A 21,652-nucleotide genomic window follows, 5' to 3' on the forward strand; every position below is an offset into this window, starting at 1 on the left:
TGTTGGTGAGGCCCGTCAGCCATGTGCTGGTGGGCCTCACTGTGTTTTGGGCTGTGAAAAAGCGATTCATCGCAATTAATTTTCACTTATCGCGGATTTCTGCGGTTTTTTAGCAAATGCTTCGACAATTCTAAATTCACCACGCATAATATGTGTGCTGCATTTGCAACAGAAGTTCCCTACAGAAAGTGGTGTGGCCTTTCAATCGTTCTATCTGGGTTGCGTTCCAGCATTTTGTGATGCACTCATACGTTCGTTGGCGAGGCACGAACACGTATAGTTTGTGCTGCCGACACGGGATTTCAGCTCGGGCGCTGCTCCAAACAGCGCGCAAGAGAAGCTGAATACAGAGACTTATTGGAAGGTCAGGACTAATGAACGCTAAACTTATTGCTATGGCTGCCGCTGCTGCAGCTGCTGCAACCTCCGCACAGGCAGCTGATCTGCCTGTTGCTGCTGAGCCAGTAGACTACGTACAGGCTTGTGACACTTTTGGCGCAGGCTTTTTCAAGCTGCCAGGTAAAGACACCTGCATCAAAGTTGGTGGTCGTATTCGTGCAAACGCAGTAACCGGCAACTTCAAAAAAGGCGCTGACGGTAAATCTCAGGCGAAAGAATACTCTTTCTACACCAAAGGTTACCTGTACCTGACATCCATGACCGACACTGAAATCGGTCTGATCAAGACTTACTCCGAGTTCACTGCAACTCACGATCAGGCAGGTGCTTCTACCGTAGGTATCGGCAATGCTTACATCGATCTGGGTATCGCTGGTGGTCAGCTGGTTATCGGTCGTGCCGGTTCTAAATTCAACGGCTTCACCGGTTATGCAGCTGTTGGTGTTGTAGACCGCAAGATGTTTGATAACGACGTTCTGCAGGTTTCCTACACCGCTTCTTTGGGTAACGGCATCTCCGCAGCGCTGTCCTTGGAAGATTCCAACAAGTACGGCGGCGCAGACAACAAAGTTGACTTTGTTGGTGCTCTTGAAGTTTCCCAGGGTTGGGGTTCTGCGAAAATCGCAGCAGCTGCACACCAGAACGAATACAAGAAAACCGGTTACGGCGTAAACGGTAAGGTTGAGCTGGATCTGGGTCAGTATGTTGCTGGCACCAAAGTTGCCTTCGGCGCTGCTTACGCAAAAGACGCTCTGGCATATGTTGATGCGAAGAACGCAGACGTAACCTACACAGCAGAAGGTTGGCAGAACTTTATCAGCGCAAAAGATTACGCTGATATTAAGCTTGCAGGTAAGCTTGATGCAACCATTCTAACAGCGGCAGAGCAAGAAATTGCGAAGGCAGCAGGCTTGGCTCTCGATGCAGATGGTTCTCTTGATGCTGACTTCGCTGTATTCGATGCGGATGATGAAGCAGCAGCAGTTACTGTAACCGATGAAAACGTTCTGCTGAGCACTGCTCTTGCTGGCGCGCTTAATGCAAAAGGCGCTAAAGCCTACGCATTGTCTGGCGGCGTGAAGTTTGCTGTTACTGAAGAAGTTACTTTCGCAGTTGATGGCTCCTACATGAAGCTCGACAACAAAGGTACACTGGCTCACACCGGTACAGCAATCGCCGCAGCGGACTACGGCTACAACTTCGAGCAAAAAGCTTACGCAGTAGATGGTTCGATTTCTTATGCTCCAGTTGCAGGTCTTGTGCTTGCTCTTGACGCTGGTTGGGAAAAGAAAGACACCACCTTTAAGTATGACTCTGTTGGCTCAATCGTTGGTGGTGCTGCTGTTAAGGCAGCCCGTAAGGTTAAGTCTTCTGCTGACACCGTTAAAGTTGGTGCACGCGTACAGTACACCTTCTAATTGCCTACCGGCCTCGCCGGTGCGTAATGCATGATTTGAGCCCGCCAGCAGCTTGCTGGCGGGCTTTTTTGTGATTTGGCCTGTAGGCACTGACATCAAGGGATCGCGCAACGTGGGCACGCGCCCTTAGGAGCTGCGCGCCTCTCAGAGCGCAGGGGCTGCTGAGGTGTGGCTGATGAACTCACAATCAAACGAGATTATTGCAGTATTTAGGCGTATCCTGCCGATCTGCTGCGAGACCGCTTAGGAAAATTGAAGATCATCAAAAAGGCAGCTTGATAACCCGTCATTCGAGAATCAATATGCAGATGACAGTGCCATTTGCATGAAATCACACAAAGTATGCATGATTTCTGTCTGGTGCTGTTGATAAGGCGTTCTTATGGATTTCATAATAGATATTCTTATTAACGTACTGAAAATATACAATTTATTCCAATAGACAAAACCAAGTTTCTCGAAAAATCGAAAGCATGTGCAGTATGCAAAAGAGGTAAAATTGCAACACAACCTATGAGAGAACAATGTGAGACACATAGAACATTAATTGCATACTTGCGCCAACCGCGCCGTTCATTAGGTTGAAGGCCATCGAAATAAATCAACTTAAGGTTGTTTTTGCTCGTACTTGTGCTGAGCCTGAAGTTATCAGCTTTGCACCTTCCAATGAAATTTCTGAATTTAAGGTCAGGACTAATGAACGCTAAACTTATTGCTATGGCTGCCGCTGCTGCAGCTGCTGCAACCTCCGCGCAGGCAGCTGATCTGCCTGTTGCTGCTGAGCCAGTAGATTACGTACAGGCTTGTGACACTTTCGGTGCCGGTTACTTCAAACTGCCAGGCAAAGACACCTGCGTTAAAATCGGTGGCCGCATCCGTGCGAACATCAAATCCGGTAACCTGAAAGTTAAAAACGAAGGTAAGAACTACGAGTTCTACACCAAAGGTTACTTCTATCTGACCTCCATGACCGACACTGAAATCGGCATGATCAAAACCTACAGCGAGTTCGTTGCGCAACATACCGCGCATGACGTGGACTCCGATAAGGATGGTCACCAGAATGTAGCAATTGGTCTTGGTGATGCGTACGTTCAGTTCACCTTGGGCAACACCGACGTTTCCGTTGGTAAAATGGGCGATGCTTTCGCTGGCTTCACCGGTTATGCTGCTGTAGGCGTTGCGCACCGCGACTGGGCTGACACCGGCTCCTTGCAGGCGCGTGTTGTTTCTTCCTTGGGTAATGGTCTGTCCGCTACTCTCGCAGTTGCAGATTCTGACTACCTTAAAGGTGGTAAGAACAAAGTTGACCTACAGGGTGCTTTGGAATTCGCACAGGGCTGGGGCAAGGTTAAAGTTTCCGGTGCAGCGCACCAGACTGCCTACGACAAAACCGGTTATGCTGTGAACGCTAACGGCGAATTCACCTACGACATGGTTACTGTTGGTCTTGGCGCCCAGTACTCCAAAGACGCGCTGAAATACGTTGGTGCTAAAGCTGGTGATATCACCGGTTTCGGCGTTGATGTTAAGGAAGGTTTGTATCTGGCTGCAAATACCGATGCTGTAAAGTACAAGTACGATGCTGCTAAGATTAAAGCGCTTTCAGACTTGGGTATTGCGGCAAACGCCGCTGGCGACAATCTGGTAGTTACCGCTGTGGATGCGGGTGATTACACCGATGCGCATAAAGCCGCAATCAAGGTGCTTGGCGGTGACGCTAGTGCGAATCTTGATGATGCTGCTGCGCTTGCATACGTAAATGGCGTGTTCGGTTCTGGTAATGCGGCAACTGCTGGTGCGGCGTTCAAACGCGTTGAACTCGTAACTGCCTACAACACAGCAGCTGCTGCTGCGCTGGCAAACAGCGAAGCAAAAGGTGCAAAAGCTTACAACGTACACGGTGGTGTGAAGTTTGCACTGACCGACGAAGTAACTCTTGCGGTTGACGGTTCTTACCAGAAAATCACTGCAAGCGGTTCCTTCTCCGATGCCAAAATCGGCGACGGTAAAGCATACGGCTTTGACACTGACCGTAAGGCATATGGTGTAGACGGTTCTATCGCTTACTCCCCAGTTGCCGGTCTGGTTCTGGCGCTGGACGCTGGCTGGAACAAGTCTGAAACCACCTTCACTGCTGAATCTCTGGACCGTAAGAGCAAAGCTAAGCAGACAACTTCTGCTGACGACGTTCGCGTTGGTGCACGTGTACAGTACACCTTCTAAGGTGATTGGCTAATTCTTGGCAGCATGGCTGCTATAGAGTTGACGGGCTCGCGGGGGGTAACTCCGCGGGCCTTTTTGCGTCCTGCGCAGGGGGGGTGGTGATTGACTCGCGTGGTTGGTGGTTAATAGCCATCTGCCCCTGATGTCATGGGGGTGGTATGGGGGTGGCATGGGGCTCGCGTCGGGGTGTTATCGAGCGGTTTCTTTCCACAGAGCCAATAAATTTAAACAGTTTTGGAAGTATTTATGTATTCTCGATGGAGAATTTTTCCAAGAAACCGAAACTCCAATAGTCTAGATAGATAGAATTTTATCTATGTGGAATGAATAGTAGGCATTCGTTGATTTTGTTGCATTTTTGACCGTGTTTATTTTGACACACCCAATATTGATGGAGCGATCAAACTAGATAATCTTGACAGTGCTGCGTTGTCGGGGGCGCGGAAAAACATATGGTTGGTGCAGCGCTGAACGGCACTCCTCTTGGATGGCTGAACGGGGCTGACAGTTTGCGCGGGGATCTTCCAAACATTTTCGCGCCTTCCAATGAGACTTTATATTCCGAAGGTCAGGATTTATGAACGCTAAACTTATTGCTATGGCTGCCGCCGCTGCTGCTGCTGCAACCTCTGCTCAAGCTGCTGATTTGCCAGCTGCTGCCGAGCCAGTTGACTACGTACAGGCTTGTGACGCTTTTGGTGCCGGCTTCTTTAAACTGCCAGGCAAAGACACCTGCATCAAAGTTGGTGGCCGTATCCGCGTAGATGCGACTTCCGGCGATCTGCAGGATTCCAAAGGCGACGAGTACAAGTTCTCTTCCAAGGGTTACCTGTACCTCACCTCCATGACCGACACCGAAATCGGCATCATCAAAACCTACACCGAGTTCACCGGCAAGCACGATGAAAAGGGTGGCGAGAAAATCGGTTCTGGCGACACCTACATCCAGTTCTCTCTGGGTGCTGGCGATCTGTCCTTCGGTAAAATGGGCGATGCCTTTGCCGGCTTCACCGGTTTTGCCGAGGTTGGCGTAGCTGACCGTGACTGGGCTGACACCGGTTCCTTGCAGGTTCGTTTTGCTGCTCCGCTTGGCAACGGCGTAACTGCAACCATGGCGCTGGCAGATTCCAACGCTCTTGACGGTGCAGATCACAAAGTTGACCTGCAGGGTGCTTTGGAAATGGCACAGGGCTGGGGCAAAGTTAAGGTTTCTGCTGCTGCGCACCAGAGTGCCTTTGACAAAGTCGGCTATGCTGTGAACGCAAATGGCGAGTTCACCATGGACGCGATCACCATCGGCCTTGGCGGTCAATACGCGAAAGACGCTCTGAAATACGCTGGTGCTTCTAACGATGATGTGACCTTTGCTAAGGAAACTGGCGCGTATCTCGCAACTGCTGATGATGCGAAGAAAGTTGCTTTGAACGAAGCTATGGCTGGAAAAGGTGAAGGTCATCTCGTAACAACTGAAGAAAAGGCGCTTTATGCGGCAGCTGGCGTTACTCTTGATGTTGATGATGACGGCGAGTTAAAAGATACATTCACCGCTGTGGACCTATCCGATACTGCTGTAGCGAACTATGCAATTAGTGATGCAGTCTCAAAGGCGCTTAACGCAAAAGGTGCGACTGCATACTCCTTCGGTGGTGGTATGAAGTTTGCCGTTACCGACGAAGTGACCTTCGCCATCGACGGTTCTTACCTGAATGTATCTAACGACGGTTCCGTGTCTTACGAAATCGACAGCGAAGATGTTGCGTTCGGTTATGACTTCAATCAGGTTTCCTATGGTGTAGACGGTTCTATCGCCTATGCGCCGGTTGCTGGTCTTGTGCTGGCTCTGGATGCCGGTTGGGACCGCACCGAAACCGACGTTACCTACGACATCGTAGACACTAAAGACGACAGCAAGAAGGCGTCACGCAAGTCTTCTATCGAAGACGACAACTTCAAAGTCGGTGCACGTATCCAGTACACCTTCTAAGGTGTTTGGCTAAATCTCTTGCAGCCGAGCTGCAGGTGAATTTGATGGCTCGCGGGGGCGACTCCGCGGGCCATTTTCGTTTGCCAGAGTGTCTTTTTTGCGTGTGGGCCGACCAAGAATTTGCGGCAGATTCTGTTGTTTGCGGCGCGGCGGGCTGTTGGCGGGCGCCGAATTTGATTGTTGCGGATGCCTAGGTTTTTAGCTGCATGGAAGCGCATCTGGTAATTGTTGCAGGGCTGTTGAAAAACAAAACCATAGAAATGATTGAGTATTCGTGCGGAATGAATAGCTAATGGAAGCTTATGGTTCCTGTCTGAAACTTGTGTTTATTTCGACTTTAGTATTTTGGAACTGTGATTTTTGTGCAAGTGGGTCGCTGTTGCTTCAGAGCTACAGTTTATGCCCCACCATTTGATGCAATGGCAAAACTGCCCCCGATATTCTTGAGGAAGGAGCGGGAAGGGCGCATGGTCCTCTCCAGCGGCGGTGCTTTGGCGATCCTGTCGCTGATGAACATAACCTTTGCCCCACGCGTTTTCCACCTATGCGGGGGCTGATATCTCATTGTGAAGGTCAGAATTTATGAATGCGAAATTGATTGCGTTGGCAGCAGCGGCTGCCGCGAGCGCTGGCTCTGTATCTGCTGCGGATCTGCCAGCGGTTGCTGAACCTGTCGATTATGTGCAAGCGTGTGATGCGTTTGGCGCCGGTTACTTCAAGCTGCCGGGTAAAGACACCTGCATCAAGATCGGCGGGCGTTATCGCGGCACCATCATCTCCGGCAATATGCAGGATGACAATGATGGCAAAAGCCATGGTGACGAGTACACCTTTGAAAGCCGTGGTTATCTCTATCTCGACAGCATGACCGAGACCGAGATCGGTCTTATCAAAACCCATGCGGAGTGGATCACCGAATACACCGAGGATGGTAAGAGTAAAGCCAAGGTGGACGATACCTACATCCAGTTTGGCATTGGCAATGGCACATTGACCATTGGTAAGCTTGGCTCTGTCTTTGATGGCTTTACCGGTGCAGCGGAAGTTGGCGTTGTCGGGCGTAACTTCTCTGATACCGGCCTGTTGCAGGTGAACTATCGTGCTGCGCTGGGTAACGGCGTGAGCGCCGCGATTGGCCTTGATGATTCCAATTCCCGTGGCGGTGCTGACCACAGCGTTGATGTGGTGGGTGAGCTTGGCATCGAGCAGGGCTGGGGCTCCTTCTCTGTGGGTGCGGCGATGCACGCGGTGAAGGATGACTTTGTATTGAAGGATACTGCTGCGGGTTCTGAAACCGTTCTCGATCTCGATCCTGAAAGTGATTATGGCTATGCGGGCCGTGCAACCTTGGGCTTGAATCTTGATAGCTTGGGCATTGGCGGCGCGGAAGTCACCTTCCAGGCGGCATATGCCAAGGCTGCGCTTGACTATCTTGGTCTGGGCGATAACGTCGGCAAGGTGACCTATGTTTCCAGTGATACTACACCGGTGACCTATGAATCATCTGATTCGATTGCGCTGCTTGAGGCCATTGACGCTGATGGTTACAGCTTTGGCGGTGGTATGAGCTTTGCGCTGACCGAAGAGGTGACGTTCGCCGTTGACGGGTCATATGTGCAGGTTGATGCGGACTACGAGAACTACGACTGGGACATCAAGCGTAGCGCCGTGGATGCGTCAATCACTTGGGCGCCGGTTGCAGGTCTGAAAGTTGCCTTGGATGCGGGTTACGCCACAGCTGAGCTGAAGCAGAAGGTGACTACTCCAGCTAGTGGCAGCGCTGCTGCATCAGTTAAAACAACGAAATACGACTCGGATGAGGCAAAAGTTGGTGCGCGCGTTCAGTACACCTTCTAGGCATTCTGATTTGGTTTAAAAACCAAAGAGTTTTCGCGAAAAATACGAAGCCCGTTGCGCAGTAATGCGCTGCGGGCTTTCACTTATGGGTTGTGCACGCAAAAAGGGCAAGTGTGACTAAATTTGTATGCATCTTGAAGCTGTGCAAATCTGCGAACACTATTAACACATTGAATATTTTAGTGAAATTTAGCTCTCATTAGTTGCCTCGTTGCGTGAATGCAACACGCAGTAGAATGTGCCTTATTATGCATGCGTGTAACTAAAACTTTTGGTTGCGTTTTGTGTGTGCATATAGCAATGAATGGTACATCAACTAATCCTAAGGTTGTGCCTGTGGCGTATTTCGCCGTGGGTCTCGATTTTCTGAATTTAAGGTCAGGACTAATGAACGCTAAACTCATTGCTATGGCTGCCGCTGCTGCAGCTGCTGCAACCTCCGCACAGGCAGCCGATCTGCCTGTTGCTGCTGAGCCAGTCGATTACGTACAGGCTTGTGACAGCTTCGGCGCTGGCTTCTTCCAGCTGCCAGGTAAAGACACCTGCATTAAAGTTGGTGGCCGCATCCGTGCGCAGGCAACCTCCGGCAACTTCAAAAAAGGCGCTGACGGTAAAACCCAAGCGAAGAACTACGAGTTCTACACTAAGGGCTACCTGTACCTGACATCCATGACCGACACTGAAATCGGCATGATCAAAACCTACACCGAGTTCGCTGCAAAGCATGACCAGGCAGGCGACGCCAGCATTGGTATCGGCAATGCCTACATCGATCTGGGTATCGCTGGTGGCCAGCTGGTTATCGGTCGTGCCGGTTCCAAATTCAACGGCTTCACCGGTTATGCAGCTGTTGGCGTTGTTGATCGCTCCATGTTTGATAACGACGTTCTGCAGGTGTCCTACACCGCTAACTTGGGCAACGGCATTTCTGCTGCGGTTTCCTTGGAAGATTCCAACGCATATGGCGGTGCGGACAACAAAGTTGACTTCGTTGGTGCTCTGGAAGCAAAAGGCGACTGGGGTTCTGCGAAAATCGCAGCTGCTGCTCACCAGAACAAATTCGAGAAAACCGGTTACGGCGTAAACGGTAAGGTTGAGCTGGATCTGGGTCAGTACGTTGCCGGCACCAAAGTTGCCTTCGGCGCTGCTTACGCAAAAGACGCTTTGGCATATGTAGATGCGAAAAACTCTGTTGTCAGCTACACAGCGCAGACACTTGCCGAAATCAACCCGACGGCTGATGCTGACGCTAAGATCGTGAAAAGACACGAAGATGTTACTCTAGTCTCTGGAATGGCTGGAGATAAACTGGATGCTTACACTGATGGCGTAGCAGGGTTGAATGGTGGTCTTGCTGCAACTCGTGGCGATTTTGATGCTGCGGTGTTGAGTGATGCAGAGATTAAAGCGGCAAAGGATCTTGGTCTCACAGTGACCGAAGTTGTTTATTCATCGGCTGATGGTGCAAATGACTTGAAGGGTACAATTCTCGGTCAGGTATATGCTGAGCCTGCTGACTACACAGCGTGGGAAGCAACTTTCGCTGATGATGCAGAGCGCGATGCAGCGCTTGGTGTGCTTAGAGCAAAAGCAGTTGTTGGCACTGAACAGCTTGCGATCAGCAACAAGCTTGCTGGTTCGTTGAACGCACAGGGTGCAAAAGCCTATGCGCTTTCCGGTGGTCTGAAGTTCGCACTGTCTGAAGAAGTAACCTTCGCGATTGATGGTTCCTACCAGAAAATCACCAATTCCGGCAGCTTCAAATATGCTAAAGCTGGTGTGGTGAATGAATCTACCTATGGCTATGATTTTGATCGTAAAGCCTACGGTGTAGACGGTTCTCTGGCTTATGCTCCGGTTGCAGGTCTGGTTCTGGCGCTTGATGCGGGTTGGCAGCGTGTCGACACCACCACCAAGTATGACACTGTAGACACCATTACAGCTGCTGATAACTTCACTAAGAAGAAGCAGAAGTCTTCTAGCAAGACTGACACCATCAAAGTTGGTGCGCGTGTACAGTACACCTTCTAAGGTTTCTTAGTGGATTGTGATGTGTGGCGGCGCAGGCATTAATGGCTTGCGCCGCCGCTTTGTTTTCTAGGCCTCGTAGGATATAACAAGGGCCTAGGTGGGGGCGCGAATTTAAGGATGGAACGAGCTTGTCCTGTATGCTTAAGCTTTGCACAGGCCGCAGCACATAGTCTGGGCGCGTAAACTTGACAATATGTGTTGCGAGACACGTTCTCTTTGCAGTTTCTCCGATATAAGCGGAGACAATTCTCTGGTTGAAGAATAAATCCTGACCTTCAATCAGTCTCTGGCCCGGCGGTTCCAACCCGCCGGGCTTCCCATTTTAAGGGGCTATTTTCTTAGTGTTCCTTATCAAACTCATGCAGTTATGGGCAGTTTTTCAAATTTCATAGATTTTCTCTGAAAATCCTAGATCCTCCTTAAGAAGACGTAGATGGTAAATGCTGGGATGCATCTAGGGTTATGGCTTTGACTTGGCTTTTGTTCAGGATTGCGAGCAATCTCTATTGGCAAATATTCTCCTAGTCATGAAGTGGCGAAGAAACATCTAGTGCTTAGGTGCTTGGCAATCTCTTCGCGACCAAGGTGAGTGGAGAGTGGTATGGGGCTAAGGGGATTTAGCTTTGCAGCAATGATGTGCGCTGCGGCGGCAGCGCAGGCCAGTGATTTGCCGAGGCAGGGGCGCGCGCAAGCCGAGCCGTTTACGCTGTTAGAGCCTGTCGATTATGTGCGCGTATGCGACCAGTACGGCGCCGGTTTCTGGTTTATACCCGGGACCGACACGTGCCTGCGCGTTGGTGGGCGGGTGCGCGGTGAAGTATTACATAACAATTTAGGAGCGCGGCCAGATGGCTGGTTGCTCGCGCCGGACCCAACCTTTGACAGCCGCTTTCGCGAGGGATTGCTGTTTCGCTCAAGGGCTAGTGTGCGCCTAGATGCGCGTACGCAGAGCGAGTTTGGCTTGCTGCGTGGTTACATCGACATGGAAGCGCGGCTCATCTCAAAGCGCGATGGGGTGCATGGGGCGGATGACAATCCGCTGCGGCTGAACAAGGCCTATGTGCAGGTGGGGGGCTTTACTTTTGGCAGGGCGCGCTCGCAGTTTGACTACTTCACAGGGGCGACGATGGGGGCTGTAAAGCGAAACTGGTCCGATCGCGATACTTTTTCAGCCGCTTACACGGCACAGAGCGGGCAGGGGACGGCGTTCACACTGGCGCTTGAAGATAGAACGGCGCGCGATAGCGGCGTTTATGTGGGAAAGAGTGGTCTAAATGGTGTGGCGGCCAACCGATATCCGGATTTGGTGGCAGCACTGCGCACAGACCAGTATTGGGGCAGCTTTCAGGTGGCCGGTGCGTTGTCGGAAGTTCGCTCTAGGGACGCAGATGTTGACAGCACGGTTGGTTATGCCGCGATGGCCGGGCTGATGTTGGCCGTGCCGCAACTTGGGGCGAGTGATGCGCTTGCCTTGCAGGTGCAATGGGCACAAGGGGCTATGGATTATATGGGCATTGACAATGTTTACAATGCAGCGCTGAGCGCAGGGAAAACCAAACTAACGCAGGGTGTGTCGGTTTCAGGCGGTTTTACCCACTATTTCAATGCGCAGTGGCGCAGCGATCTGGATGGCAGTTATGCCGTGGTGCATGTGCCGCAAGGTGCGCCGCAGGACAGCTATTCGCGGGTCGCGGTGGATTTTGATGTGGTTTACGAGCCGGTGCGCGGTTTTGAGTTGGGTGTTGATGTGGGCGCGGCGCGGGCGTTCATTGAAAACGAGAAAGACTTTAATGAAGTCAGTGCATTGATGCGTGTGCAGCGGGTGTTTTAACGGGTATTGCGTCACCGCTGCGAGAGTGGAAACAGGCTGGCAGATGCCAGCCTGTTTCGCATTAATGCGGGCAAAACTGTTGCTGGCTAACCGCGTGTCAGGTCGGAGATGATGGCCAGTTGCGTCTTGCCCATTTTGCTGCGGTAAACCTGCACTGCTTCTAAAACACGCTGTACGTAATTTCGGGTCTCGCCATAGGGAATCTTCTCGACCCAGTCGATCGGATCTATCTTCGGATCACGCGGATCTCCAAACCGATCGATCCACTCGTATGCCTTGGATTTCCCTGCGTTATAAGCGACAAAGGCAAGAATGTAAGAGCCGTTGAACTCTCGGGTGAGTTGGGCCAGCAGATTGCCACCAAGGGTGGCGTTGTAAGCTGGATCCGATGTAAGCCGGGATTTGGAGTAGCGCAGCGATAGGCTTTTTGCGGTGCGCTTCGCCGTTGCAGGCATCAGCTGCATCAGGCCCAGTGCGCCAGCGTGGCTTTTTGCTTTTGGATCAAATGCGCTTTCCTTGCGCGAAATGGCGTAGATTACCGGCAGTTCGATTGGTGGAGTTTTGATGGCGCGTGGTGGCAGTGTTTCTAACGGAAAGGACACCCCGGATAGTTGCGGGTGCTGGGTTGTTGCCCGCTTGCCGGCCATGACGGACCAGGCCGGCTTGCCCATGTAAGTGGCCAGATGCGTGAGCAGACGCAACTCGCCCTTATGGGCCAAGTTACTGGCAAGATGGGCGTAGAGGCGTACGGCCTTGTCATGTTCACCTATGGCTTTTAGCCGGTAGATGGCCATGACGAGTTCATTTTGATTGAAGCTTTGCGCCTCAATATCAGTGAAGCTATAAGCAGGCTCGAGGGGGAGGCGGCTTTCACCTAGCTTGGCCATTGCCAGTTGACCGTAGTACGTGGCCGGGAATGTGGTGGCGGCGGAGTAGTGCTGAATAGCGGCGGTGGTGTTTCCAAGGGCTTCATGGCTGCGGGCCTGCCAGTACTGCGCGCGCGCACTGGATACGGGTTTCTTGGCGATTTTCTCCAGTTTCTTAAAATGGGGTAGAGCGCGACGTGGGTCGTTCATTGCGCGTAAGGCAAACCATCCAGCATGAAATTCAGCCTCAGCAATGTCCGATGGTTTTTGTGACTGGTGCGCGGCGGCGACTTTGTATGCGGCCGCGCCATGGCCTGTTTCCGCAAGGTGCCGGGAGACGACGCGCCGTTGAATCCACCATTCCGCGGGATCGGTCGCAGCCTCGGCGCTTGCGGAAAGCGCCGCGAGCCAGCGTCCGGCAAGGTCGTAGTCTCCGCTGGCACGGGCGGCCTTCACCATTGCATAAATGTAAAGTGGCTCATCCCTAGAGGATTTGGAAAGCGCTGCCAATTTACTGGCTCCGCCTTTTTGGCCGCGAAGCCGGGTGATGGCCGCAGAGAGAAGGCGCTGTTGTTCGCTCGTGAGGTAGCTTGCCAGTTTGGAGGCACGGGTGTAGCGGCCCTCCATCACGTGTGTCTGGGCGCGCAGCCAGTGTAGCTGAGCAGGAATGAGACGGGCCAGATCTTTTAAGGCCTCGGCTTCTTGCTCATTGGTAAGCGCGTCGCTTTGCCAAACGTTTGTGATAAGTTTGGTGGCTTCACTTGTATTACCGATTGTCAGGTAAGCGCGGGCGAGGGCAAGTTTTCCAGCTGCAGCCTCAGGCGTGCTTTGGCCGAAGGCTCCAATGACTTGCGTGGGCGTAAGCTTTGCGGCAGCCAAAGACTGTTCTGCTTTGGCGCGAAACGTTTTTACACTTGGCCAATTGCCAGCGGTTGCGGCAAACTGGGAAATGTAGGCAGGGGGGATTTGCGGTCCGCCATAAGTTACCAAGAGCCAGTCAGCAAGGCGCTTGTCAAGACCGCGCGAGATTGTACGGCGCTGCTGCAGAGCCTCTGCAGTTTTGCCCTCGTCAATGAATTTGATAAGGCGGGATAGGTTGGATTTTCCTGTGTGAACCTGTTGCCTCTCAAGTCCTTTTGCAAACAGGCGGTGCGCTTGCGCCCGCATTTCATTCGTAGTTCTTGCAGTTGGTAGCGTGCTGTAGCGAGACCGGGTAGGCGGAGCGTAGGCGAGCTGCTGAGCTGCCGCGGTGCCGAGGTGCTGCGCCTGTGGTTTTTGCCGGGGAAAGGGGACGGCGATGCCGCCGTCAGACATGGTTGGTGCGCCATACCCCGCTGGCTTGGGCAAGGGCTTCGAGCTGGTGTAACCAAATCTTTGGGCGGATAATGCGTGGGCCGACGTGGAGGCAAAGCACAGCACAGCAAAAACTTGGGCGGCAAGAAGGGCGCCCGCTTTGATCGGTCGAGATGGCATTCTCATCCTTTCTTCGCCCAAAAAACTTAGAAAACTGGTTATTTGGACGTGCTGGCCAAACGACTGGCCCTAAAACACGTGGTTTCATGTCATTGCTGAGATTTGCGGCGGCAATATGAGGGCAACAAAAACGCAGCTTCATTCTTGCGCCTAAAAGACACTTTTAAGGTAAATTTTGCTTTAAACCCAGTGTTGAATTAAGGCTTGCTTTATCCCTAAGATCTTTATGTTGTTATTTTTGCATATCGGGACGACAAGGTTTTGCCCAAAGCCTTTGCCAAAGCTTCAAAAAGCTGAGGATGCCTTGTGGGATTGGCTTTTGGGTACATTGCGAGGGGCGCTTGTGGTGATTAATGTGGCAAAGCAATTTTGACTCATCTAGCAAGGCGCACGAGGCGCCTGCCATTTTACGAGGACCCTGAGATGTTTAAAGGATCAATCCCTGCCCTGGTCACCCCTTTCAAGGATGGTGCGGTGGATGAAAAGGCCTTCCAGGAATTCGTGGATTGGCAGATAAAACGGGGCTCCCACGGGCTTGTTCCCGTGGGCACTACTGGTGAAAGCCCAACGCTGACCCATGATGAGCACAAACGCGTTATCGCGATGGCCGTGGAGGTTTCTGCAGGCCGGGTGCCGATTATTGCCGGTGCTGGTTCAAACAACACTGTCGAGGCCATTGATTTTTGCCAGCACGCGCAAAAAGTGGGCGCTGATGGGCTGCTGATTGTGACGCCTTATTACAACAAGCCCAATCAGGCGGGCCTAAAAGCGCATTTCTCGGCGTTGGCCAGCGAGGTGGATCTACCAATCCTGATCTACAACATTCCCGGGCGGTCGGTGATCGATATGAGTGCGGATACTATGGCAGAGTTGCATAGTGCGCACAAAAACATCATCGGCGTGAAAGACGCTACTGCAAATATGGCACGGGTTAGCGAGCAACGGCAGGCCTGCGGCTCGGACTTTTTGCAGCTTTCTGGCGAGGATATAACAGCGCTAGGCTTCAACGCGCATGGTGGGCTTGGCTGTATTTCGGTAACGGCAAATATTGCTCCTGATCTGTGTAGCCAGTTCCAAGAGGCGACACTTGCGGGTGATTACGCAGCAGCGCTGGCGATACAGGATAAGCTCGCGCCATTGCATAACGCATTGTTTATCGAGCCAAATCCGACCGGCGCAAAATACGCGCTCTCTCTGCTTGGCAAAATGAGCAATGAGCTGCGATTGCCATTGGTGCCGGTGAGTGAGGCGACACAGGTTGCCATTCGCGCGGCAATGGTGCATGCAGGGCTTATTGACTAATTATCGTGACGGGCGGTGCCTGCACCGCCCGCACGCAAGCTTTAAGGAAGATCCATGGCTGCCAAAAAAGGTAGCGCACCAGAGCGCACCGTGATTAGTGATAACCGCCGGGCGCGCTTCAACTACGAGATTGAAGAGGTGTTTGAGGCTGGGATCGAGCTAAAAGGCACAGAAGTAAAATCGCTGCGAACGGGCAAGAGCAATATCGCTGAATCCTATGCAGCCGAGTATCAGGGCGAGATGTGGATCTACAATATCTACATTCCCGAATACAAGCAGGGCAACCGGTTTAACCACGAGCCGCGCAGGCCACGGCGTCTGTTGTTGCACAAGCGGCAGATCAATAAACTATCCGGTGCTGTGCAGAAAGACGGTAAAACCGTCGTGCCATTGAAAATTTACTTCAATGCAGATGGCCGTGCAAAGATCGAGATTGCGTTGGCTCGCGGGAAAAAGTTGCACGACAAGCGGCAAAACGAGAAGACGCGGGACTGGAACCGCGAGAAGCAACGCTTACTTAAGACAAGCGTTTAAATTCAGAGTTAAAGTTCAAGGCAGCGGGTAACCGCTGCCTTTTTTGTTTGGAGAGAAGTATGCTGGTAATTGTGGGCTCCACCAATCCTGTGAAAGTTCGCGCAGTACAAAGAGCGTTTGCGACAGTGTTTGCGCCTGATGCACTAGAGGTGCGCGGTGTTACAGCAGCGTCAAAAGTTCCAGATCAGCCGATGGGGGATGCCCAAACCCTACTTGGCGCTCGAAACCGAGTGGCTGATGCACGCCATCATGTGCCCGGCGCAGACTTTTATGTGGCCCCGGAGGGGGGAATCGATTGCATCGGCACACATGAGTTTGCGTTCGCGTGGTTGGTTGCAGAAGACAAAAATGGACGAGAAAGCATTGGCCGGTCCATGACTTTACCCTTGCCCGAAACTATTATGAGCAAGGTTCACGCAGGTGTGGAACTGGGTATTGCGTTTGATCAGGTGTTCGGAACAGAGAATTCAAAGCATAATGACGGGGCTTTTGGAGTGATAACCGGCGGGCTACACACGCGCGAGAGCATCTACTACGACACATTGTGCTCTTCTCTTATGTTATTCAAAAATAAGGAATTTTCCTGATGTCTTAGAGGTAGTGATGTCCTTATGAAAGGAATTTTCAAAAAAGCGTAGACGAGAATCGATAGATACTTGTCGTGATATTTTTGTATAGTGGCACTAATGAATATTAGTGTTTTTCTAAACTGAAGTATAATAGGTGCTTTTAAGCTTAAACTGTTGACGCATACACAGGAAACTACGTAAACCTGAGGTATTATATGGATGCATAACAATTTGTGATGTATGCATATTTTTTTCATGTGTTGGAGGGCCTTATGCAAGGACTTTGGGCGCGTCGCAGTTTGATCACCAAAGGGGCGACTTTGGTCGCGGTGGCTATCCTGTTGGCGCTTGGAACGCTTACAGCGATTACGGATTATCTACTACAAAATACGTTGGAAAAGGAAGTTATACACCGGCAGGAGTTTAACATCCGGGTGGCTGCCGAGCAGTTTGCCCTCGACCAAGAAGAGGTTAAAGTCAACTACACAAGCGCCAATCAGGTTGAGCGAATTTCCCTAGCGCAACTGCCTGAATTTACTGACCACAGGATGATTGACCACATAGGTGAGTTGATTGGTGAAACGGCGACCGTTTTTGCGTGGGATGAAGCGACACAAGACTTTTGGCGCAAGACCACCAACATCAAAAAGTCTGATGGTAGCCGTGCGGTTGGCACCCGTCTTGGTCAGAATGGCAAGGTATATCCAGTCGTTACCAAAGGCGAGACTTATCTAGGTGAAGCCATTATCCTTGGAATTCCCTATTACACACTTTACGAGCCTATTTTCTCCGGATCGAAGGTTGTGGGCATTCTTTACGTAGGTATGGAAAAGGCCAATGTGGATGCAATGGTCGAACGGGTCCGTGATGGTTTGATGATGGGGCTGCTGATCCTTGCAGTTCTGCTGACAGGCGCTGCGGTTGTCGGTATGCGGATTATGCTGGCACCGATACCGGTTATAACTTCGGCGCTGCATGCATTGGCAGAAAACCGTGATGATGTGGAAGTGCCCTATGCCAAACGTCAGGATGAAATTGGCCGCATGGCGCAAGCGTTTCTGGTGCTGCGTGACAATAATGCTGAGCGGTTGCGCCTGCAAGAAGCGCAGGTTGCCGAGCAAGCTGAGCGTTTGAAGCGGCAGGAGCACATTGATGTCTTGCTAAATGAATTTGACACAGCCATTCAACAAAGCCTTACTGAAGTTGGCAAGTGGGCTGATGAGATGGAGCATACTGCCGAGGGGCTGTCGTCGATTGCCGAGGCAAGCGCAGAGCAATCCACCGGCGCCGCGGCTGCTTCTGAAGAGGCCTCGACAAATGTTGGGGCCGTGGCCACAGCAGCTGAAGAGCTAAGTGTATCGATTGGTGAAATTCGCCGCCAAATCAGTGAGACTTCAAAAGTAATCACCGGTGCGAGCGATAGCGCACAGCAGACCAATGAACGGGTTGAGGCGCTGGATCAATCTACTCAAAAAATCGGAGAAGTGGTTGATCTTATTCGTGATATTGCAGAGCAGACCAACTTGTTGGCTCTGAATGCCACCATTGAAGCGGCACGTGCCGGTGAGATGGGGCGTGGTTTTGCAGTGGTCGCGAGCGAAGTGAAGGAGCTTGCAACACAAACCTCCAAAGCTACTGAGGAAATCTCGGCGCAGGTTGAGGGGATTCAGGGGTCATCACAGGCAGTGGTCGGAGATATCGCTTCGATTAGCGAGACCATGGCACAGGTAAACAGTTATGCTGCAACTGTTGCGTCTGCGGTTGATCAACAAAGCGGAGCCTCGGAAGAGATTAGCCAGAATGTGCAGATGGCGGCGAGCGGCACGCAGCAAGTGGCTGCGGGTATGGCGGAGCTGGCCGAAGCGGTTGACAAAACACGCGGTTCAGCAGAGCGGGTACTTAATGTTTCGCAGGCACTGAACGCGCAGGCACAAATGATCCGTGATGCGTTTACCAAGTTGATGCAGGATGTGCGCGCTGCCTAGGCCTGTGGCTGCGTATTAAGAATAAAAGCCGCTGCGTTGAAGCAGCGGCCTTTTTTTATGTTTGAACTGTATCGTCGGTTATCTGCTAGAGGCTATTGCCGCCAAACTTGTTGGTGCGCGGGAAGCCGTTTGGAGGGAGGCGCCCAGCCTGCCCGCGATCGCCTAGCCAATCCACCAGATCGTCCATTGTGCGGGTGAAGGTACGCCCAGAGCTGTCGTGCCAGCTCAGACCGTCCTCGGACTTGAACACCTTGGCATCAGCAATGCCGCCGTCACGGTAGCGCTGCAGGCGGACACCACGGCCGCGGGTCATTTCAGCGATTTGCGCAAGCGGGAACACAAGCAGTTTACGATTGTCGCCAATGACGGCCACTTGATCGCCATGGGCTGGAATGCAGAGCTTGGCCTCTTCGGGGGCGCTTACGTTCAGGACCTGTTTGCCCTTGCGGGTGTTGGCAACAACGTCGCCTTCCTTGACGATGAAACCACGTGCGTCGGTTGTGGTGAGCAGGAGTTTGCGTTCTGGATCATGCGGGAAGACTGTTAGAATGTCTTGCGCCTCGTCCATATCTACCATGAGGCGGATTGGTTCGCCATGGCCGCGGCCTCCGGGCAGTTTGTCCGCACCCAGGGTAAAGAATTTGCCGCCGGTGGTGAAGACCAGCAATTTGCTAGTAGTCTCGGCGTGGAAGGAGAGTTTGAGCGCGTCGCCTTGCTTGAACGAGACATTGCTTACATCCTGCGCATGGCCTTTCATGGCGCGGATCCAGCCTTTTTCTGAAACAAGAACCGTGATGGGCTCTTTTTCAATCATAGCTTGCTGAATGTCTTCCAGATCGCGGTCATTGGCCGTGCCGAACTGGCTGCGGCGTTTGCCGATCTCTGTTTCTGGACCATAGGCCTTGGCAATCTCGCCGATATTCTTGGCGACCCGCTTCCATAGTTTGGCGGGTGAGGCGAGCATGGCCTCTAGGCTGTCGCGTTCTTTGGACAGCTTGTCATGTTCGGCGCGAATTTCGATTTCTTCCAGCTTGCGCAAGGAGCGCAGGCGCATGTTGAGAATCGCTTCGGCTTGTACATCGGTCAGCTCAAAGGCGCGAATAAGTTCGGCTTTGGCGTCGTCTTCCTCACGGATAATGCGGATGACTTCGTCAATGTTGAGATAAGCGGCCAGATAGCCTTCCAGCACTTCCATGCGGTGGCGGATCTGCTCTAGCCGGTGGTTGGAGCGTCGCACCAGCACATCTTTCTGGTGGTCAAGCCATTCTTGCAAGACATCTTTTAGCCCCATCACTTTTGGGACAACGCCGCCGGAAAGTACGTTCATGTTGAGCGAGAAACGGCTTTCCAGATCGGTGAGTTTGAAGAGTGAGGCCATGAGCAATTCCGGATCAACGGTTTTGCTACGCGGCACCAGAACCAAGCGGATGTCTTCGGCAGATTCGTCCTGCACATCATCAAGAAGTGGCAGTTTGCGTGCGGTAAGGAGCTCGGCAATTTTTTCGATCAGGCGGGATTTTTGTACCTGATAGGGGATCTGCGTGACAACAATGTTGTAGGTGCCGCGCGGGCCTTCTTCCTTGTGCCACTTGGCGCGGGTGCGGAAACTGCCGCGTCCGGTTTTGTATGCCTCGACAATAGAGCCTTGATCATTGACGATTACGCCGCCGGTTGGGAAATCCGGCCCCTTGACATGGGTGAGCAGCTCTTCTGTGGTAGCGTCCGGTTCCTTGATCAGGTGCAGACAGGCATTGCACAGCTCATAAGCGTTGTGTGGGGGAATTGATGTGGCCATGCCAACAGCGATACCGGTGGAGCCATTGGCCAAGAGATTGGGAAAGGCACCGGGCAGAACAACGGGTTCTTTATCGAGGCCATCATAAGTTTCGCGAAAATCAATGGCGTTTTCGTCCAGTCCGTCAAGCAAGCGGATGGCAACATCGGTCATGCGCGCTTCGGTGTAACGCATGGCTGCGGCGCTGTCGCCATCGATATTGCCGAAGTTGCCTTGGCCATCAACCATCGGATAACGGACCGAGAAATCCTGCGCCAAGCGCACCAGTGCGTCGTAAATCGCCGCATCACCGTGCGGGTGGTATTTACCCATGACATCGCCAACCACGCGGGCACACTTTTTGAAACCGGCTTTGGGGTCCAGTTTAAGCAAGCGCATGCCGTAAAGAATGCGCCGGTGTACGGGCTTGAGGCCATCGCGCACATCCGGCAAGGCGCGGTGCATGATCGTTGTCAGCGCGTAGGACAGGTAGCGTTCTTCCAGAGCATCTTTGAGATTGATGGTCTGGGACGCGTCAAAATCAGTGCGTTCGTTTCCCATGGCCCTTGACTAGCTTCTTAAAGGGGGTTTCGCAAGATGTTTGCAGGTGAAAATGGCTAATCTGTCACATTTTCACTGGCGGAATGCTGACTTCGCCGCAACGCGTTTAAGTAGCTATCGCGGGCGGGTGGCCAGTTTAACGTGCGAGGTTCGTAGATGTATTTATGAAGAAAGTAGCCGGTGAGCTCGAAGCCCTTGACGATCTCCTCAATAGGTTGAGGCAGCATTGCTTGAGTGGCAAGAAAACTATTGCTCTCATCGTTGCTGCGTAAAAACGCGGGGAGTTCGAGCAGCTTTGCCGCGTATGGCGCGCCTGCAGTGCGGCAGACGGCGCGTCCTGAACGGGGCGAGACCCAGATTAGATCTTCTGTCGCACCCGTTGCCGCGCAATTCGTAAGATCCAAGCCGAATCCAAGTTCTCCCAGCAGCTCAAGCTCAAAGCGCACGAGCAGCAGTGCGCCGATATGTGGATCATCCAAATGATCAAGGATTACATCGAGCGCATGAAAGAGACGGGGGTGCGGATCGCGCTCGGGCAAAAGGCGCAGGAGGGCGCAAAGGGTTTGCAGGGCGTGTAAGGAGTGCGCCGCTTGCATAAGCGCGGCGGCTCGTTGTTGCAGTGGCTCGATGGTGAATGCGCCCAAATGCTCATCCAGGCGGCCACGCCAGGCCAGCGAGACATGATTGCCCGGTTGCAGAGAAGGCTGTTGGCGGCGCGAACGGCCTCCGCGTACAAGCCCCATGCAACGGCCCCGCTCCAGTGTCATTACCTCCAGCACAAGGTTGTTTTCCCCTTGCTTGCGGCTGCCGATAATAATGCCTTCGCCCTGCCACTGCATGTT

Annotated in this window: 13 protein-coding genes; 10 read left to right on the forward strand and 3 right to left on the reverse strand. The window is 52.4% G+C overall.

The genetic code is table 11. The features are described 5' to 3' along the window. Positions 1–374 precede the first annotated feature (374 nt). The 6 genes from AYK82_RS11670 to AYK82_RS11695 all read left to right on the forward strand — a co-directional run bounded on the left by AYK82_RS11670 (position 375) and on the right by AYK82_RS11695 (position 11,746). Positions 375–1,817: a porin gene (locus AYK82_RS11670; protein WP_068315864.1), complete on the forward strand. Its 1,443-nt coding sequence runs from the start codon at positions 375–377 to the stop codon at positions 1,815–1,817. Positions 1,818–2,513: 696 nt separating this feature from the next. After that, positions 2,514–4,043, forward strand: a complete 1,530-nt coding sequence (locus AYK82_RS11675; protein ID WP_068315867.1) for a porin — start codon at positions 2,514–2,516, stop codon at positions 4,041–4,043. Between the two features lie 577 nt (positions 4,044–4,620). Next, on the forward strand, positions 4,621–6,027 hold the full coding sequence (locus AYK82_RS11680) for a porin (RefSeq protein ID WP_068315870.1): 1,407 nt from the start codon (positions 4,621–4,623) through the stop codon (positions 6,025–6,027). A gap of 582 nt (positions 6,028–6,609) precedes the next feature. Further along, positions 6,610–7,884 carry a porin gene (locus AYK82_RS11685; protein WP_068315873.1) on the forward strand — a complete coding sequence of 425 codons (1,275 nt, stop codon included), beginning with the start codon at positions 6,610–6,612 and terminating at the stop codon, positions 7,882–7,884. Between the two features lie 387 nt (positions 7,885–8,271). Next, on the forward strand, positions 8,272–9,915 hold the full coding sequence (locus AYK82_RS11690; protein ID WP_172795236.1) for a porin: 1,644 nt from the start codon (positions 8,272–8,274) through the stop codon (positions 9,913–9,915). Between the two features lie 601 nt (positions 9,916–10,516). Further along, positions 10,517–11,746, forward strand: a complete 1,230-nt coding sequence (locus AYK82_RS11695; protein WP_068315879.1) for a porin — start codon at positions 10,517–10,519, stop codon at positions 11,744–11,746. A gap of 86 nt (positions 11,747–11,832) precedes the next feature. Here the strand turns inward: AYK82_RS11695 and AYK82_RS11700 are convergent, their stop codons facing one another. Beyond that, the gene (locus AYK82_RS11700) at positions 11,833–14,085 is read right to left on the reverse strand and encodes a transglycosylase SLT domain-containing protein (RefSeq protein WP_068315882.1); all 2,253 of its coding nucleotides are present in this window, start codon (positions 14,083–14,085) and stop codon (positions 11,833–11,835) included. A 423-nt stretch (positions 14,086–14,508) separates the two neighbouring features. Between AYK82_RS11700 and dapA the strand changes: the two genes are divergently transcribed. From dapA to AYK82_RS11720, 4 genes are all read left to right on the forward strand, one after another. Then, positions 14,509–15,387, forward strand: a complete 879-nt coding sequence (gene dapA, locus AYK82_RS11705) for a 4-hydroxy-tetrahydrodipicolinate synthase (protein WP_068315885.1) — start codon at positions 14,509–14,511, stop codon at positions 15,385–15,387. Between the two features lie 54 nt (positions 15,388–15,441). Beyond that, on the forward strand, positions 15,442–15,921 hold the full coding sequence (smpB, locus tag AYK82_RS11710) for an SsrA-binding protein SmpB (RefSeq protein ID WP_068315888.1): 480 nt from the start codon (positions 15,442–15,444) through the stop codon (positions 15,919–15,921). Positions 15,922–15,980: 59 nt separating this feature from the next. Continuing rightward, positions 15,981–16,508, forward strand: a complete 528-nt coding sequence (gene yjjX, locus AYK82_RS11715) for an inosine/xanthosine triphosphatase (protein WP_068315891.1) — start codon at positions 15,981–15,983, stop codon at positions 16,506–16,508. A gap of 254 nt (positions 16,509–16,762) precedes the next feature. Further along, the gene (locus tag AYK82_RS11720) at positions 16,763–18,475 is read left to right on the forward strand and encodes a methyl-accepting chemotaxis protein (protein ID WP_068315893.1); all 1,713 of its coding nucleotides are present in this window, start codon (positions 16,763–16,765) and stop codon (positions 18,473–18,475) included. Between the two features lie 85 nt (positions 18,476–18,560). Here the strand turns inward: AYK82_RS11720 and parC are convergent, their stop codons facing one another. Next, positions 18,561–20,810 (reverse strand): DNA topoisomerase IV subunit A, encoded by a 2,250-nt coding sequence (parC, locus tag AYK82_RS11725; protein ID WP_068315896.1) that lies wholly within the window; start codon positions 20,808–20,810, stop codon positions 18,561–18,563. 56 nt (positions 20,811–20,866) lie between these two features. Next, a complete protein-coding gene (recO, locus tag AYK82_RS11730; protein WP_068315899.1) occupies positions 20,867–21,649 on the reverse strand; it encodes a DNA repair protein RecO in 783 nt (260 codons plus the stop codon). Positions 21,650–21,652: the final 3 nt, after the last annotated feature.

It is taken from the genome of Polycladidibacter hongkongensis (assembly GCF_001561995.1).
In the GTDB taxonomy this organism is placed as follows: Bacteria; Pseudomonadota; Alphaproteobacteria; order Rhizobiales; family Stappiaceae; genus Pseudovibrio; species Pseudovibrio hongkongensis.

Bases quoted from the DNA above. Each gene is read 5' to 3' on its own strand.
- AYK82_RS11670 (WP_068315864.1), top strand. From the start codon at position 375: ATGAACGCTAAACTTATTGCTATGGCTGCCGCTGCTGCAGCTGCTGCA.
- AYK82_RS11675 (WP_068315867.1), top strand. From the start codon at position 2,514: ATGAACGCTAAACTTATTGCTATGGCTGCCGCTGCTGCAGCTGCTGCA.
- AYK82_RS11680 (WP_068315870.1), top strand. From the start codon at position 4,621: ATGAACGCTAAACTTATTGCTATGGCTGCCGCCGCTGCTGCTGCTGCA.
- AYK82_RS11685 (WP_068315873.1), top strand. From the start codon at position 6,610: ATGAATGCGAAATTGATTGCGTTGGCAGCAGCGGCTGCCGCGAGCGCT.
- AYK82_RS11690 (WP_172795236.1), top strand. From the start codon at position 8,272: ATGAACGCTAAACTCATTGCTATGGCTGCCGCTGCTGCAGCTGCTGCA.
- AYK82_RS11695 (WP_068315879.1), top strand. From the start codon at position 10,517: ATGGGGCTAAGGGGATTTAGCTTTGCAGCAATGATGTGCGCTGCGGCG.
- AYK82_RS11700 (WP_068315882.1), bottom strand. From the start codon at position 14,085: ATGCCATCTCGACCGATCAAAGCGGGCGCCCTTCTTGCCGCCCAAGTT.
- dapA (WP_068315885.1), top strand. From the start codon at position 14,509: ATGTTTAAAGGATCAATCCCTGCCCTGGTCACCCCTTTCAAGGATGGT.
- smpB (WP_068315888.1), top strand. From the start codon at position 15,442: ATGGCTGCCAAAAAAGGTAGCGCACCAGAGCGCACCGTGATTAGTGAT.
- yjjX (WP_068315891.1), top strand. From the start codon at position 15,981: ATGCTGGTAATTGTGGGCTCCACCAATCCTGTGAAAGTTCGCGCAGTA.
- AYK82_RS11720 (WP_068315893.1), top strand. From the start codon at position 16,763: ATGCAAGGACTTTGGGCGCGTCGCAGTTTGATCACCAAAGGGGCGACT.
- parC (WP_068315896.1), bottom strand. From the start codon at position 20,810: ATGGGAAACGAACGCACTGATTTTGACGCGTCCCAGACCATCAATCTC.
- recO (WP_068315899.1), bottom strand. From the start codon at position 21,649: ATGCAGTGGCAGGGCGAAGGCATTATTATCGGCAGCCGCAAGCAAGGG.